Source organism: Xanthomonas sp. 3058, from assembly GCF_014199765.1.
Classification (GTDB): domain Bacteria; phylum Pseudomonadota; class Gammaproteobacteria; order Xanthomonadales; family Xanthomonadaceae; genus Xanthomonas; species Xanthomonas campestris_B.
Genome location: NZ_JACHOF010000014.1, coordinates 73,159 through 88,781, shown reverse-complemented (window position 1 = coordinate 88,781; position 15,623 = coordinate 73,159). Strand labels below are relative to the sequence as shown.

Below are 15,623 nucleotides of genomic sequence, written 5' to 3'. Positions count from 1 at the left end.
GCGCATTCCATTCCCTCACGGAGGCCCGATGAACACAGCTGCGACCGACGCCGAGTGGCGTCCAGCCGACTGCCCGCCGCTGGCATGGCCGGACCTTGTCGACGACGATGCACGCCTGCAGTGGTACCGGCAGGTCTGCACCGCGTATGCCGCACTCCTGGGCGACGACGCTGCGGCGCAACCCGCCAGCCCGCAGGCCGTGCACGCGTGCGAGGCGCGCCTTGGCTGCCCGCTGCCGCCGCTGCTTGCGCGCTATCACTGCGAAGTCGGCAGCCTGGCGCTGGCCGAGACGCTGTGCGCGCCAGGCGACGCCGCACCCAGCATCGAACCGCTGCAGCAGGCGTATCCGAGCGTGGACGAGATCGAGGCGAGCGCTGACGAACACGCCTTGCTCCCCTCGCTGGTCGTATTCGGCGATTACCTGGGCAATGGCAACCTGTGGTGTTTTCATCGCCACAGCGGTGCGGTGTATTACTTCGACCACGACGATGGCGCGATGCTGACGCGCCTGTTCGATACGGTCGCCGGCTATCTGGATGCGCTGATGCTGCTGTGCCTGGGCGAGATTCACGACGACGACGCGACAGCTCAAGCATTGCTGGAAGAAAGGCTGGGGCCACGGGCGGTACGCAAATGGCGGTACTGACGACACCGCGACAAACCATCGGCGCCGCTGCCGCATCGGCACGTCGCAGCCGCTGTACCGATCGCCCACAATGACGCACGTGTCCAGAGATTCCCTCATGTCGTTCGACCACCTCGACCTGTCGCCACAGCTGCTGCCGGCCCTCACCGCAGCGCTGACCCACGCCGGTCACCACGGGCCCACCCCGATCCAGCAGCAAGCCATCGGGCCGATGCTGCAGGGCCGCGACCTGATTGCGATGGCGCAGACCGGGTCGGGCAAGACCCTGGCCTATGCGCTGCCGTTGCTGCAGCAGCGCTGCCTTGCACCCGACACCGCCCCGCGCGTGCTCGGTGCGCTGGTGCTGGTGCCCACGCGCGAACTCGCTGCGCAGGTCGAAGCCACGCTGCGCCAGCTGGCCGCCCATCTGCCGCGTCGGCTCAAGATCGTCGCGGCCACCGGCGGCAGTTCGATCAACCCGCAGCTGCTGGCGCTACGCGGTGGCGCCGACATCGTGGTGGCCACGCCCGGACGGCTGCTGGATCTGGTCGATCACAACGCGCTGCGCTTGGGCGAGGTGGCCACCTTGGTGCTGGACGAAGCCGACCGCCTGCTGGAATTGGGCTTCGGCGCCGAGCTCGATCGCATCCTGGCCTCGCTGCCGGCGCAACGGCAAAGCGTGCTGTTCTCGGCCACGTTTCCGGCCGCCATCGCCGTGCTGGCCAAACGCCGCCTGCGCGACCCGCTACGCATCACCGTTGCCGCCACGCCGGAACAAGCGCCTGCGATCGAACAACGCGCCATCGCTGTCGATACCGGCCAGCGCACGCAGCTGCTGCGCCATCTGTTGCTGGAATACGGTTGGCCGCAACTGCTGGTGTTCGTCGCCAGCCGGCACACCGCAGAGAAGGTCGCCGAAAAACTCACCAAGACCGGCATCAATGCGCAGCCGCTGCATGGCGAATTGAGCCAGGGCCGCCGAGAGCGCACCTTGTCTGCCTTCAAGCAGCGCGACGTGCAGGTGCTGGTGGCTACCGATCTAGCCGGGCGCGGCATCGATATCGACGCGCTGCCGGCAGTGCTCAATTACGATCTGCCGCGTTCGACGGTGGACCACACCCACCGCATCGGCCGCACCGCACGCGCAGGCGCCAGCGGCCTTGCGATCAGCTTCATCACTGCAGAGAGCCAGCCGCAATGGCGCCTGATCGAAAAACGCCAGGGCCTGCGCGTGCCGACCAGCGTGGTTGCCGGTTTCGAGCCGACCCTGGCGACAGATACGCCTGCGACGGAGCCCCCAGACACCGGCACGCGCGCACCGAACGACAACGGCGGCATCAAGGGCAAGCGGCCGAGCAAGAAGGACAAGCTACGCGCGGCAGCCGCGACACAGGCAGGCAAGCCCGCCTGACGGCGGGGACTTACACGTAACGCAGCGTCGTCACACCGGGGTGGACGGTGCGGCGAAACCTCAGTCCTGCTCGAAATCCAGCTCGCCGCCCGGAGCGCTGTCGCCATCCGCACGTGGGGTGCGCTTGCCGGGCTTGCGCAGGATTTCCACGAAGAACTGGTCGCCGCCTTCGGCGGTGAGCGCATTGATCGAACGGATCAACTCGGCCGGCGGCAGCGGCGCGGCACTGGCTTCATCCACGCCAAAGCGCATGTCGAAGTCCCAATAGTCCGCGCCTTCCGGCAGGTCCTTGCGGCGCTCGCGGCGGATGTACTTGCGGATGTCGTTCTTGCTGGACTCCAGCAGACGATCGCGGTTCTTGCCTTCGAGGTTGAGCTGATAGGTCTTGCGCATGGCGACATCGGTTGGGAACTGGCCGCCTATTGTGAGGCTACACGACCGTTGTGGGTGAATCGCCGGCGCTGCGGGGGGACTTTAGTGCCGCACCGCCGGCACGATCTGATCCCGGCCCGGCGCCGGTTACGCAGTCGCCGCAGCGCAGGCCACTCAATCGGCGTGGAAGCGAATGCCCTGGTTGATCGTGCATTGGTAGGCCAGTACCGGCCCGCGTTGCTGCAGGCCCGGCAGGTCATACATGTAGGTGGTGAACCGCACAGTGCCATCCGGGCGCAGCTGATAGCGCATGAACTGCTGGATCGGCTTGCCATCGTTGGCCACAGTGAAGTGTGAACCGGAGAACGCGGCGGTGCCGTCCTCGGTGATGCGGTACGCGTCGATATGGCGGCCGCCACGGGTCTTCGTGACCGGCGTGCCTTCTTCGGGTGTGCAGCTGCCAAGATCGGTGGTCAGACTGACGTCGTAACCGGCCTCCAGGGCCGCGAGCACCTCAGCACGGGTATTGAGCGATTCACTGGCCCAGGCGGGCAACGCGCAGGCGCACAACGTGGCGAGCAAGGCGGCGGGAACGAAACGGGGCATGGCAAACTCCAGGCGGACGGGGGAATCAAACGACCTGGACTGTACTCAGTCCAGGGCGATCAACATGACCTAATCCTGTCTGCAACGGCGCGCTGCGCTACGCATCACGCTGCATGATTGCGCTGGTTGGCGAAGTCCGCGCGCGATTGCCAGCTGCGGGCTATGCCTGCGCGCGCAGAGGTGTTTGTGGAGCGATCGGGCGTCTCCATCGCCGGCGACAATGACACCCGAAGTCGGTCGCTGACGGACGACAGACGATACGAGCATCAAGCGATGCGTCTGATGTCCGCCCGACGCGCTGCAACTGGCGCGCGTCGACCGGAACCAACTTTTTCAAAGAGGAATCACCCAATCCACGAGGTTGCGCGCGCCCCCTCATCCGGCGCCAGCGCGCCACCTTCTCCCGCTGGGAAAAGGGTCCAGACCCCGCGCTCGTGGAGGCGTCAACGCAAGCCATCCATCGAGAAGGTGGAATGAACGCAGACCTCGCTACACACGCGCAGTGACCTCGCGCGGCAGCTGTTCCGGCTCCGGCTGTAACGCCGGCGTCGCCCCCAGCAGCAAGCGCTCGGCCAACGTACGCGTGGCCACGCGCAATTCGGGCACAGCGGTGATTTCCCAGTAACGTCCGCGTAGCAACGGGCCCACGCAGAACAACCCCGGCACGATCTGTCCGGTGCCATCGCGCACGCGCAGGTGCGCATCGGTGTCCACGCCCAGCCCCAGCGGGTCGGCGCGCAACAGGCCGGCGTCGCGCATGCCCGCGATCAGCGGGTCGCTGGTGCGGTCGATATCGGTATCCAGACCCGTGGCGCGGATCACCGCATCGTAATGACCGGTCTGCGCGTCGGCCGAGCCACGCGGGCGGATCACCGCTTCCACGCCGTCGGGCACCCAGCGCGCACGTAGCAGGCGCGCCGCGCTCACCTGCAATTGGCCCGAGGCCTGCAGCTGCGCCAGTTGATCCGCAGCGCCCGGCGCGACCCGATGCCGGGCCACTTCCCAATACGGGCGCAGATGGCGCAGGAACCGCGCACGCTGTGGCAACGCCAGCCGCTGCCATAGCGGTTGCAGATGCGGGCGCAAGCCATCCACCACGCGCCGCCAGTCGTCGACCACCGCACTGAGCTGACGCACGCCGCGCAGCAGGCCGCGCAGATCGGCATCCTTGAGCGCGCGCTGCAGATGCGGCGGCAACTCCAGCGCCGCGCCCGGCTGGCGCAGATGCGCCTGCGGCGCCAGGCCGCGCCGCGAGATCGCCAGCAGCCGTCCACGATGGCCGCGCGCGTGCAGCGTCAATGCCACGTCTACCATGGTCAGCCCGGTGCCGACAATCAGCACGTCGTCGTCCGGCGACAGCCGCGCCAGCGCATCGCCCTGCCATGGCCAACCGATGTAACGCGGATGCACGCTCAGGCGCGGGCCGATCCCGGCCAGCGCCTGCGGTTGCAATGCGCCCACGGCCAACACCACCCGGTCGCTATGGAACGCATCGCCATTGGCCAGAAACACGCGGAAGCCTTTACGCGCACGTTCCACTGCCACCGCTTCCTGCGACAGCCGCACGATCGACGCCTGCGCACCACTGACTGCCGCATCCAGCTCGCTACGCAGGTAATCGCCGTAGGCGAGGCGCGGCAGGAATTCCAATCGTCCGCTGTCGCCCAGGTGCAGGGTATCGGCGAAGGCGCCCGGCGCCTGTGCATCGATGCCGAGGTCCTTGGCGCGCACGTTGAGCAAATGCTCCGGTCGCGCGGCGCCATAGGCGATGCCACTGCCGAAGGTCTCGGCCACCCCGACCAGGGTGATGCGCACCTGCGCATCGGCCGTCTGTGCCAGCGCACGGACCAGCGCGGTGCCGCAGAAGCCGGCGCCGATGACGGTGATATGGGTTTCCATGTGCACATCCCACTGAATGACCCGCACCTTGTGCCTGCAGCACGGCATGCATGTGTAAACAAATGGTTAGTAGTCAGCGACTGAAAACGCATGAGCTGATTGTGGTTGGTGATGAGGCTTGCAACGCAAGCTGCGCGCGCACTGCATTGCACGCCCATGACAGCGCACGCGACCGCATCCGGATGGCCCTGGGCCTCTCGCCTGCGTGCTCGCAGCAGGGCAATGCGCAGCGGTTGCGCCAGGGTGTGGCATCTCGGTGGCGCAGCTGCTCGATAATGCGGGTTTCCACCTCGAGCGCTCACCATGTCCATTTCCGCAGCACGCCCGCAACGTGTCCTGATCGCCGGTGGCAGTCGCGGCATCGGCCTGGCCATTGCCGAGGCATTCGTACGTCACGGTGCGCATGTGTCACTTTGCGCACGCAATACCGATGGCCTTGCGCAGGCCGCGCACGCGTTGGCCCCGCATGGCAAGCCGGTGCACACCGCCGCCTGCGACCTGTCGGATGCTGCGCAAATCGAGGCTTACGTGCAGGCCGCAGCGCAGGCATTGGACGGCCTGGACGTGGTGATCAACAACGCTTCCGGCTATGGGCACGGCAACGACGACGCAAGCTGGCAGGCCGGCCTGGATGTCGACCTGATGGCGGCGGTGCGCTGCAATCGCGCCGCGCTGCCACACTTACGCAACAGCGCTGCGCCAGTGATCCTCAATATCAGCTCGATCAACGCGCAACGCCCGACTCCACGTGCGATCGCCTATTCCACCGCCAAGGCCGCGCTCAATTACTACACCACCACGCTGGCCGCAGAACTTGCGCGCGAGCGTATCCGCGTCAACGCGATCGCACCCGGCTCGATCGAATTTCCCGATGGCTTATGGGCACGCCGCCGCGACGAAGAACCGGACCTGTATGCACGCATCCGCGACAGCATCCCATTCGGTGGATTCGGGCAGGTGCAACACATTGCCGATGCGGCGTTGTTTCTGGCATCGCCGCAGGCGCGCTGGATCACCGGGCAAGTGCTGGCGGTGGATGGCGGGCAGTCGTTGGGTGTGTGAGCGATTGCCTATGCTGGCCGAGCACGCGTCGCCGGCGTGCACGCTGCGATAGGACCGTGCTGGCATCGGATGCCTCTGCCCCGGCACTGTGTCATCGCGCGCCAGCATGACCAGGTAAGAACAGTACATCGGCACGCATGCAAAGATCGGTGCCGCCACCGCACGGGACGACAGGCGCTCATCCGTCGGCATGCCTGACCCGCATGCAACGACGCATTGCTAGCCAGCCAATTCTGCCGCTTCAACGTGATGCTCGCCACGCGCCGGCGCCAGCGCGGCGCTCACCAGCGCGGCAGCAATACGCTCTGCCGGGTTGACACGGAAGCGACGCGGCAGGATCGGGCCGAGTGCGCCCAGCACCAGGCTGCCGACATGCTCGCCGGTGCGGCGTTCTTCGCGTTCGCCACCGATCAGACCGGGGCGTACGAAGGTGAGCGAGGGAAAGCCAACCGCGCGAAGATCGCGTTCCAGCTCGCCCTTGACGCGGTTGTAGAAGATGCGCGACTGCGCATCGGCACCGGCCGCCGAATTCAGTACGAACACCGAGGTGCCCTGCGCGCAAGCCGCGCGTGCCAGTGCCATGGGGTAGTCGTGATCGATGCGATAGAACGCCTCGCGCGAGCCGGCTTGTTTCATCGTGCTGCCCAGGGCACAGATGGCCGCTTCCATGCGCGGAGCGGTCCAGTTGTCCAGGCGATCGAAATCGATCACCTGGTTGCGCAACTTGGGATGGATCTGCGTCAACGCACGCCGTGTCACCGCCACCACGCCGGTGCAGCGCACATCGGCCAGTAGTTGTTGCAAGACGTGCTTTCCGACCAGACCGGTCGCTCCTGCCAACAACACATCCATCAGATCGCCCCCAGCATCAGCGCGCACCCTCGGAGACGATGCGCGCACTGCTGGCGATGCGATCGCGCTCCACTGCCAGCAAGGTCAGCGAATGCGCCGGCGCCTTCCACTCGCTGCCGCCGGCCACCACGCGGCCGCCATGGCGCGCGGTGTCGACCAGCACACGCCAATGTTCGTCGTGCATCGCCGGCAGCGTGAACGCCACGCTGGTGGGGGCGGCATTGATCAGCATCAGCAAGGTCACGTTGGCGGCGATCTCGCGCAGACCGGTGGTCGGCGAGCGGCCATCCAGGCGCAGCATCAGCGCGCGCGCTTCCGGGTCGTGCCAGCTGGCTTCGTCCATTTCGTGGCCGTCCGGTGCCAGCCAGGTGAGATCCTTCAAGCCCAGCGCTTCGTCGAATTTACCGTCGAAGAAGCGCGCGCGGTGCAGCAACGGATAACGCTGGCGGATGCGGATCAAGCGACGCACGAAGGCGGCCTGATCGGCGGCGGCGGCCTTGGTGGCGGCAGTCCAGTCGATCCAGGTCAGTTCGTTGTCCTGGCAATACGCGTTGTTGTTGCCGTTCTGGCTATGGCCGAATTCATCGCCGGCCAGCAGCATCGGCGTGCCTTGCGACAGCAACAACGTCGCCAGCAGATTGCGCATCTGCTGACGCCGCAATTGCTTGATCGCCGGGTCGTTGGTGTCGCCTTCAACGCCGTAATTGGCCGAGATATTGTGGTCGCTGCCGTCCCGACCATCCTCGCCGTTGGCAAGATTGTGCTTGCCTTCGTAACTGACCAGATCGCGCAGGGTGAAGCCATCGTGCGCGGTGACGAAATTGACCGATGCGGTCGGGCGACGGCCACTGTGATTGAACAGATCGGCCGAGCCGGTCAGGCGCGTGGCCAGTTCGGCCAGTTGCCCGCCATCGCCGCGCCAGAACGCACGCACGTTGTCGCGGAACTTGTCGTTCCATTCCACCCAGCCCGGCGGGAAATTGCCGACCTGGTAACCGCCCGGTCCGATGTCCCACGGCTCGGAGATCAGCTTGGTCTGGCTCAGCACCGGATCCTGGCGGACTGCATCGAGGAAGCTGCCCGACGGATCGAAGCCGTAACGCTCGCGTCCGAGGATGGTGGCCAGATCGAAACGGAATCCATCGACATGCATTTCCTGCACCCAGTAACGCAGCGAATCCATCACCATGCGCAGCGCGCCGACATTGGTCAGATCGAAGGTGTTCCCGGTACCGGTGTCGTTGATGTAGAAGCGGCGATCGTCGGCCAGGCGGTAATAGCTGGCGTTGTCGATGCCCTTGAACGAGAGCGTCGGCCCCAGCTCATTGCCTTCGGCGGTGTGGTTGTAGACCACGTCCAGCAGCACTTCCAGCCCGGCGTGATGCAGCCGCGCCACCATCTGCTTGAACTCGGACACGGTGCGCGTGGACATGTAACGCGCCTGCGGTGCGAAGAACCCCAGTGTGTTGTAGCCCCAGTAGTTGCGCAGGCCTTTTTCCAGCAGGTATTGATCGTCGACGAAGGCATGCACCGGCAGCAGCTCCACCGCAGTGACGCCGAGCGAGCTGATATGGTCGATCAATTCGTCGGTCTTCAGCGCCGAGAACGTACCGCGATCTTCCTGCGGCACCGACGGGTGCAGCATGCTCAGCCCGCGCACGTGCGCTTCGTAGATCACCGTGCGGTTCCACGGGGTCTGCGGCGGGCGATCCTGGCCCCAGGTGAACGCCGGGTCGATCACCGCGGATTTGGGCATGAACGCGGCACTGTCGCGGCGGTCGAAGCTCAGGTCCTTGTCGCGATGGCCGATGGTGTAGCCGAACAGATGCGGCGCCCATTTGAGCTCGCCGACGATCTGCTTGGCATACGGGTCCAACAGCAGCTTATTGTGGTTGAAGCGATGACCGGCATCGGGCGCGTAAGGCCCGTGCACACGATAGCCATACAGCTGGCCGGGACGTGCGTCGGGCAGATAGCCGTGCCAGACCTCGTCGGTGTATTCGGGTAACGCCAGGCGCTCCTGCTCGCGGCCACGCTCGTCGAACAGGCACAGCTCCACGCGGGTGGCGTTGCGCGAGTACAGCGCGAAATTGACACCCAGACCATCCCAGGTGGCGCCGAGCGGGTTGGGACGGCCTTCGCGAATGCGCGAGCGCTGAGTGAACTTGCGGGTGGCCATCGGTAACTCCTGAGAACGGTGAACTTAGAACGGTGCGCGATTGCGGGTGCCTGCGTGCCGATGCACGGTCACCCATGCATGGCGCAGCGCGCAGAGTGAACCATGCACCATGACAGAGACACCGTTACTGGCGTGCAGTGACCGGTGGGCTGGCCTGTTCGGCGGCGCGCTCCTCGGCGTCCACCAGGCGCTCGGCCATGGCCCAATGCCGATCTGCGTGGCCGTCCGGGCGGCCCTCCGCTTCCCAGATTTCCCGTGCCAATTGGCGAAGCCGCGCTTGCCGTTCCGTGTCGTTCATTGCGTACGTTCTCTTAAGGGGTCAACAACACTGCCACTGGCGCACGTGCAAACAACGTGGCTACCGCCACGCGGCCGCGCTGCGGCTGCAGCGTGCTGCCGTCGAGCACATTACGGTATGTGCCAGGTGGCAATGCCAACGCCGCCTGACCCCAGCGTGCCGGCGGCACCAGCAACGGCAGATCGCCGTCGGTCTGGTCGCCGGCGGCCAGTCGCGTGACGGCCACCACCAGCGACTGACCGCGATGCTGACGGCGGAACGCCAGCACCTGCGCATCGCCGCTGGCCGCGACGGTGAGCGGCTGATAGTCGCCATGCGCAAACAATGCCGGATGGTCGGCACGCAGCTGCAACAGGATCGCGGTGAGACGCACCTTGACCGCACCATCGCGCCAGCTGCGCAGCAGGGTGTTCCAGTCGCGCGCCTGGTCTAGCCACTGCTGGCGCTGCGCGTAGTCAACCGGGCGGCGGTTGTCCGGATCCACCAGTGACAGATCCCAGCCTTCGGTGCCTTGATACAGATCGGGCACGCCAGGCACGGTCAGGCGCAGGGTGGTTTGCACCAGCGCATTGCGCGCGCCGGCGGCGGCGATATGGTTGCTGGCGCGCAGCAGCGCGCGCCGCAACGGCAGCCCGGCGCGGCTGCACAGCACCTGCTCCACCGTGGCTTGCACGGCCTGTTCGTAAGCGGGCGCGCCGTCGGTCCAGCTGGTGTGCAACTTGGCCTCGCGCACCGCCTTGAGCAGCCATTGCGCAATGCGCTCGGCGTAGTCGGCCAGCGGCTCGGCCTGGTCGGCGCCCAGGCCGATCGGCCAGGCGGCGACCAGGGTCTGCCAAAGCATCTGTTGATCGCCGCCGGCCAGGGCCGGTGCGTCAAGCGTTTCGGTCAGGGCATCGAACTGGGCGCTCTGCTCGATCCACCAGCGCGGTTGCTCGGACAGCACCGCCAGCCGCATGCGCAGGTCTTCGCCACGCTTGTGGTCGTGCGTGGCGGTGGCCAGCAGCGCGCGCGGGAAGTGCTTGGCGCGCTGCTGATTCTGCGCATGGAACGCGGCCGCGTCGTTGGCGAAGTGGGTGGGGTGGCTGCCGACCTCGTTGCGCGACAACAGCACGCCATGCCGATAGAACGCGGTGTCTTCCACCGCCTTGGCGTTGAGCGGTGCAGACAATTGCTCCACGCGACGGCGCAGGATGCGGCGCAAGGCAATCTGCGCGCGGTCGGCGCCGGCATCGTCGAGCAACCAGCGTTCGATCGCATCCACTGCTGCCACGATCGCCTCCGGCATGCCCTCGCGGGCACGTGCAGCGGTGGCGCGCAGGCGCTCGGCATCGCTGCCGGTCACGCCCTTGGCACCGGCATAGGTGCGATACACCGGGAACCAGCGCAGTAACACGCACAGCCCGCGCGCCAGCATCTGCGGGCTGAACTCGCGCGTTGGCGGATCCAGTCGCGCCAATGCCGACAACGCACCGACGGCGCGATTGAATTCGGTCTGCAGCGGGCCACGCAACATCTCATCGCGCGCGGCGCGTTCTTCCTGCGCGAAATCGCCGCTGCGTCCACTCACCTTCTGCCAGGCGCGCGCCAGCGGTTTGAAGCCGGCCGGGTCATGCAACACGCCGCCAACCTGGTCCATGAAGTCGTAACCGGTGGTGCCATCGCACGGCCAGTCGGCCGGCAGGGCTTCGCCGGGCGCGAGGATCTTTTCCAGATACAGACCCAGCGTGCCGGGCTTGAGCCCACGCGTGCGGCCGGCCGCATCCAGCCGGCTGCGCAGCTTGCGCACATAGCCGGTGGGGTCGGTGAGCCCGTCCACATGGTCGATGCGCAGCCCATCCAGATGCCCTTCGGCGACCAGCCGCAGCGGCAAGGCATGCACCGCGTCGAACACCGCCGGCAGTTCCACCCGCAACGCCACCAGCGAGGTGATATCGAAGAAGCGACGGTAGTTGAGCATGTCGTTGCCCACCCGCCACCAGTTCAAGCGATACGGTTGCCGTTCGATCAGCTTGTGCAGGCGGCCATCGCCGCGCTTGGCGCCGTCGTTGTAGTCGCGCAACCACTGCGCACGCGCCGCTTTTTCCGGCACCTCCAGCGTCTGCGGACGAATCGGGTAACGCTGGTCGTAATGCGCCAGCGCCGCGCTGCCGTCGTCCTCGACCACCAGGGTGATCAGGCCTTCGGCCAACGCGGCGGCATACGGGCGATCCAGCACCGCCAGCCACAACTTGCCGTCGCGCCCCGGCGCGCGCCAATCGATATCGAACCAGTCGGCATGCTTGGCGCTGCGGCCGTTGCGCAGCACATCCCACCACCACGCGTTATTGGCATGCGTGGCCATGTGGTTGGGCACGATATCGGCAATCAAGCCCATGCCGTGTTCGCGCGCAGCCTGCGACAACGCGATCAGCGCGGCTTCGCCACCGAGTTCGGGATTGACCACGGACGGGTCGATATTGTCGTAGCCGTGCGTGGAGCCGGGCACCGCCGTGCCGATCGGCGACAGGTACAGATGGCTGATGCCAAGGCCCGCGTAATACGGCACCTGGGCACGCGCATCGTGCAGGGTGAAGCCAGCATGCAGCTGCAGGCGGGCGGTGGCGCGAAGGTCGATCATGGTTGCGGTTCCGAAACGGCCGCGACGCGACGCGCCTCGGCAACGCCCTGCAGCGCCGTACTCAGGCGCGCATGCGGCAAGGGGTCGGGCAGGCGTCGACGCCAATTGGGATGGACCTCGACGGTGCCCGGCAGATTGGGTTGTTCTTCCAGTGCCAGTGCGTCTTCCACCGGTAGCAAGGCCAGTGGCGACACGCTGCTGGCGGTGAAGCGCAGCGCGCCCAGCAGCGGGTCGTGCGCAGCGGTCAGGCCGGCGTGTTCGACCGCCGCATCCAGCCGCGCCAGATCCTCGGTGCGCGCTTCGGTATCGGCGACGGCTTGCGCCGGCTGGATCAGTTCCAGCTTGCGTCGCCACGCGATATCGCGGCCTTCGCGCCAGCCGGTCAGCGTCGGCAGATCGTGCGTGGTGGTGGTGGCCACCGCATCGGGCCGCCACAACGCCGGTGACACGAACGCACCGTTTTCGTCGCGGGTGAACATCAACACATCGATGCCCATCACTCCGCGCCGCGACAGTTCTTCGCGGATGCCCGGCGGCACCACGCCCAGGTCTTCGCCGATCACGATCGCGCGATGCCGCCACGATTCCAGCGCGAGCAGATTGAGCAGGTCGTGCAGCGGATAGGACAGATACGCGCCTTCGTTGGAGCTGGCGCCTTCGGGCACCACCCACAGCCGCAACAACCCCAGGATATGGTCGATGCGGATGCCGCCGCGATCGCGCAGCACCGCGCGTAGCAACGCGATATACGGTGCATAGCCGCTACGTCGCAATGCGGTGGGCGCATACGCACCGATGCCCCAATGCTGGCCATCGGCATTGAAGGCATCCGGCGGCGCGCCCAGTACCAGCCCATGCAGCACGGTATCTGCGGCAGCAGCGGCTTCGGCGCCATTCGGATCGAAGCCGACGGCCAGATCGGCAATCAAACCGATCTTCATGCCGCGCTCGTGCGCCTCGCGCTGTGCATCGGACCAGCTGCGCGCCGCCAGCCATTGCGTGAACACATGCAACTGCGGATCGCCATCGCCGAAGTCCTGCGCGGCAAACCGGGCAAAGCCCTCCAGCGCATCGCCGCCCTCGCTGCGAAACGCGAGCAGATCGGCGTGATCGGGCGCCACCCGCGTGTACAGGTGACGCAACAAGTGCCACTTGGCCTGCGCGGAGGCCGGCCAGTCGATCAAGGCATTGGTGTGCAGCGTCTCGAAGCGTTCGCGCAGGCCGGGCACCTCGGCAATCGCGTCCAGCGCCAGTTCGCCCAGGATGCGCACCGGTGCGGCATGTAGCGGGTCCAGGAAACGTCGGTCGCTGGGCGAGTACGGGCTGTAACCGCTGGTGATCGGACGTGAGGCATGCACCGGACTCAATGCCAGGGCATCGGCGCCGGCCAGCGCCGCGTGTCGGACCCACTCGACGGTCCCGGCGGCGTCGCCGATGCCGGCATCATCGACACTGCGCGCCGAATACACCTGCAGCGCCATGCCCCAGGCGCGCGGCGCCGGCAGGCCGCAGGCATCGGCCACGCTGAAGCAGCGCTGCGGCGCCACTGCAACCTGCTGGGTCACGGTGCCGATCTGCAGCGTCCAGTAGCCAAAGCGCTGCGGCGCGCGCAGCTGCCCTTGCGCATCCGCACGCGCCTCTTCGCTGGCGCCACTGTCGTCGGTCCAGCGTCCGCTGGCATTGGCGGCCACGCGCAGCGACAGGCATTGGCCCACTTGCACGGTAAGCAGCGGCGCCGGTTCGGCGGCGTGCGCCTTGCAACGACGCAGGCTGTCTTCGCGTTGTGCGGCGGTAGCGGCGGGTAGCTCCAGCGCGGTGAGCACCGCATGCAGCGATTGCTCGGACACCTGACGCGGCTGGTCGCTGGCGTCCACCCAATCGACCATCACGCCGGCCGCAGCGGCCAGGGCGTGCAAGCCCTCCCTGTCCAGGTCGCGCGTGCTCATGCGCGCGCCTCATGCCAGGCGATGAAACCATCGACCGGCAACTGCGTTGCATCGGCGGCGACGTTTTCGGCATGCGCCACGCGGCCACGCAGCGGCGGCATCGGCACCGCAGCGGTGCCCAGGTTGAAGGCGATATGCCACTGCCCGCTCGGCAATTCCCAACTGGCGGTCACTGCACCGTCGGCCAGCACGCTGGCGCCTGCGGCGCGCGCCTGTGCCAGCCCCGGCACCAGGCATTGGCGACGCACGCCCAGCAGCGCGGTGAACCATGCGGCCCACTGCGCGCCTTCGCCATGCGCTGCATCTTCGATCGGCGAACGCGATGCAGCGAAGGTGGCGTGGCTGTTCGGGTCGGGGATGGTGGCGCGCTGGGCCTCGTCGGCGAATGCGGCAAAGTGCGCGAATTCGCGGCGACGCCCTTCGCGCACCGCATCGTCCAGCGGCGGGCCGAAGTCGGTGAAAAACAGGAACGGCTGCGTTGCGCCCCACGGCTCGCCCATGAAAAACAGCGGAATCATCGGTGTCAGCGCAGTCAATGCCAGTGCAGCACGCAGGCGTTGTTGCGACACCAAGACCGTCAGGCGTTCGCCGCGCGCGCGGTTGCCGATCTGATCGTGGTTTTGCGCAAAGATCACGAACTTGTGCGGCGGCAGGTCGCCGCTCGGCTCACCGCGCACATGCCCACGCGGGTCCGGCTGGCCTTGATAGGCAAAGCCTTCGCCGAGCACGCGCGCCAGATGCTGTGTGGGTTGATCGGCAAAGGCGGCGTAATAGCCTTCTTCCTCGCCGGTCAGCACGACATGCAGCGCGTTGTGGAAGTCGTCGTCCCATTGCGCGGTATAACCACGTTGCAGCTGCGAGGCCTGGTTGAATTCGTTTTCCAGCACCAGATGCACCTGACGACCGGCCGGCAGACTGGTTTGCACGGTCTCGCGCAAGGTATCCAGGAAGGCGTTCGGGGTGATCGCATGCACCGCGTCCAGACGCAGGCCGTCGAAGCGGTATTCGTGCACCCACATCAATGCGTTATCGAGAAAGTAGCGCTGCACCGGCGGCTTGCGGAAGTCGATCGCTGCCCCCCAAGGCGTGGGCTTGTCTTCGTTGAAGAACGGGGCTGCATAGCTGCCCAGGTAATTGCCGTCCGGGCCGAAGTGGTTGTAGACCACGTCCAGCAGCACCATCAGGCCATGCCCGTGCGCGGCGTCGATCAGTGCCTTCAGTTCGTCCGGGGTGCCATAGGCTTCCACCGGTGCGTACGGCAGCACGCCGTCGTAGCCCCAGTTATGCGCACCCGGAAACGCGCTCAACGGCATCAGTTCGATCGCGGTGATGCCCATCGCCGCCAGCTGCGGCAACTGCGCCTGCACGCCGGCATAGCCGCCGCAGGTGCCGACATGCAATTCGTAGATCACCGCCTCGTCCCACGGCCGTCCCTGCCACTGCGCGTTCTTCCAGGCGTAACCGTCGGTAGGCTGCACGGCGCTGGGGCCGTGCACGCCCTCGGGCTGCCAGCGCGAGGCCGGGTCCGGCACCGGCTCGCCGCCGTCGATGCTGTAGCGATAGCGCGCATCCGCTGCGCAATCGATCAGCGCACTGAAGAATCCCTCCTGCGCTGGCTGCAGCGCAACCCGCGTCGCGTCGTCGAAGACCACGTCCACGCGATCGGCATCCGGTGCCCAGAGCGCAAAGCGCACCTGTCCCTCACCCGCCGGCCATGCACCCCAGGCCGGTGTGGTTACGTTGCGCTCGTTCATTG

General features: G+C 66.8%; 12 protein-coding genes. 3 read left to right on the top strand and 9 right to left on the bottom strand.

All coding sequences use genetic code 11. The annotated features are described in order from the left end of the window. Positions 1 to 28: 28 nt before the first annotated feature. Together GGR61_RS15870 and GGR61_RS15865 are read left to right on the top strand one after the other, a co-directional pair. Positions 29 to 646, top strand: a complete 618-nt coding sequence (locus tag GGR61_RS15870; protein ID WP_184622574.1) for an SMI1/KNR4 family protein — start codon at positions 29 to 31, stop codon at positions 644 to 646. Positions 647 to 743: 97 nt separating this feature from the next. Then, positions 744 to 2,036: a DEAD/DEAH box helicase gene (locus GGR61_RS15865; RefSeq protein ID WP_184622572.1), complete on the top strand. Its 1,293-nt coding sequence runs from the start codon at positions 744 to 746 to the stop codon at positions 2,034 to 2,036. A gap of 60 nt (positions 2,037 to 2,096) precedes the next feature. On the opposite strand, the gene GGR61_RS15860 is transcribed toward GGR61_RS15865, so the two are convergent. From GGR61_RS15860 to GGR61_RS15850, 3 genes are all read right to left on the bottom strand, one after another. Next, positions 2,097 to 2,429 (bottom strand): DUF6172 family protein, encoded by a 333-nt coding sequence (locus GGR61_RS15860; RefSeq protein ID WP_184407880.1) that lies wholly within the window; start codon positions 2,427 to 2,429, stop codon positions 2,097 to 2,099. Between the two features lie 153 nt (positions 2,430 to 2,582). Beyond that, entirely contained in the window at positions 2,583 to 3,014 is a 432-nt protein-coding gene (locus GGR61_RS15855; RefSeq protein WP_184622570.1) for a VirK family protein, read from the bottom strand. Positions 3,015 to 3,503: 489 nt separating this feature from the next. Continuing rightward, positions 3,504 to 4,913, bottom strand: a complete 1,410-nt coding sequence (locus tag GGR61_RS15850; protein ID WP_184622568.1) for an FAD/NAD(P)-binding protein — start codon at positions 4,911 to 4,913, stop codon at positions 3,504 to 3,506. A 303-nt stretch (positions 4,914 to 5,216) separates the two neighbouring features. On the opposite strand from GGR61_RS15850, the gene GGR61_RS15845 reads away from it, so the two are divergent. Continuing rightward, positions 5,217 to 5,975: an SDR family NAD(P)-dependent oxidoreductase gene (locus GGR61_RS15845; RefSeq protein ID WP_184622566.1), complete on the top strand. Its 759-nt coding sequence runs from the start codon at positions 5,217 to 5,219 to the stop codon at positions 5,973 to 5,975. 219 nt (positions 5,976 to 6,194) lie between these two features. Here GGR61_RS15845 and GGR61_RS15840 read toward each other — a convergent pair whose 3' ends face one another. From GGR61_RS15840 to treZ, 6 genes are all read right to left on the bottom strand, one after another. Next, positions 6,195 to 6,827, bottom strand: a complete 633-nt coding sequence (locus tag GGR61_RS15840; RefSeq protein WP_184622564.1) for an NAD(P)H-binding protein — start codon at positions 6,825 to 6,827, stop codon at positions 6,195 to 6,197. Between the two features lie 16 nt (positions 6,828 to 6,843). Next, a complete protein-coding gene (gene glgX, locus GGR61_RS15835; protein WP_184407885.1) occupies positions 6,844 to 9,006 on the bottom strand; it encodes a glycogen debranching protein GlgX in 2,163 nt (720 codons plus the stop codon). 124 nt (positions 9,007 to 9,130) lie between these two features. After that, positions 9,131 to 9,304, bottom strand: a complete 174-nt coding sequence (locus GGR61_RS15830; protein WP_184622562.1) for a DUF2934 domain-containing protein — start codon at positions 9,302 to 9,304, stop codon at positions 9,131 to 9,133. 13 nt (positions 9,305 to 9,317) lie between these two features. Next, positions 9,318 to 11,921 (bottom strand): malto-oligosyltrehalose synthase, encoded by a 2,604-nt coding sequence (gene treY / locus GGR61_RS15825; protein WP_184622560.1) that lies wholly within the window; start codon positions 11,919 to 11,921, stop codon positions 9,318 to 9,320. Further along, positions 11,918 to 13,867, bottom strand: coding sequence for a 4-alpha-glucanotransferase (malQ, locus tag GGR61_RS15820; RefSeq protein WP_184622558.1), 1,950 nt, complete (start codon positions 13,865 to 13,867; stop codon positions 11,918 to 11,920). Before malQ ends, treY begins: the two co-directional genes overlap by 4 nt. Next, the gene (treZ, locus tag GGR61_RS15815) at positions 13,864 to 15,621 is read right to left on the bottom strand and encodes a malto-oligosyltrehalose trehalohydrolase (RefSeq protein WP_184622557.1); all 1,758 of its coding nucleotides are present in this window, start codon (positions 15,619 to 15,621) and stop codon (positions 13,864 to 13,866) included. Before treZ ends, malQ begins: the two co-directional genes overlap by 4 nt. Positions 15,622 to 15,623: the final 2 nt, after the last annotated feature.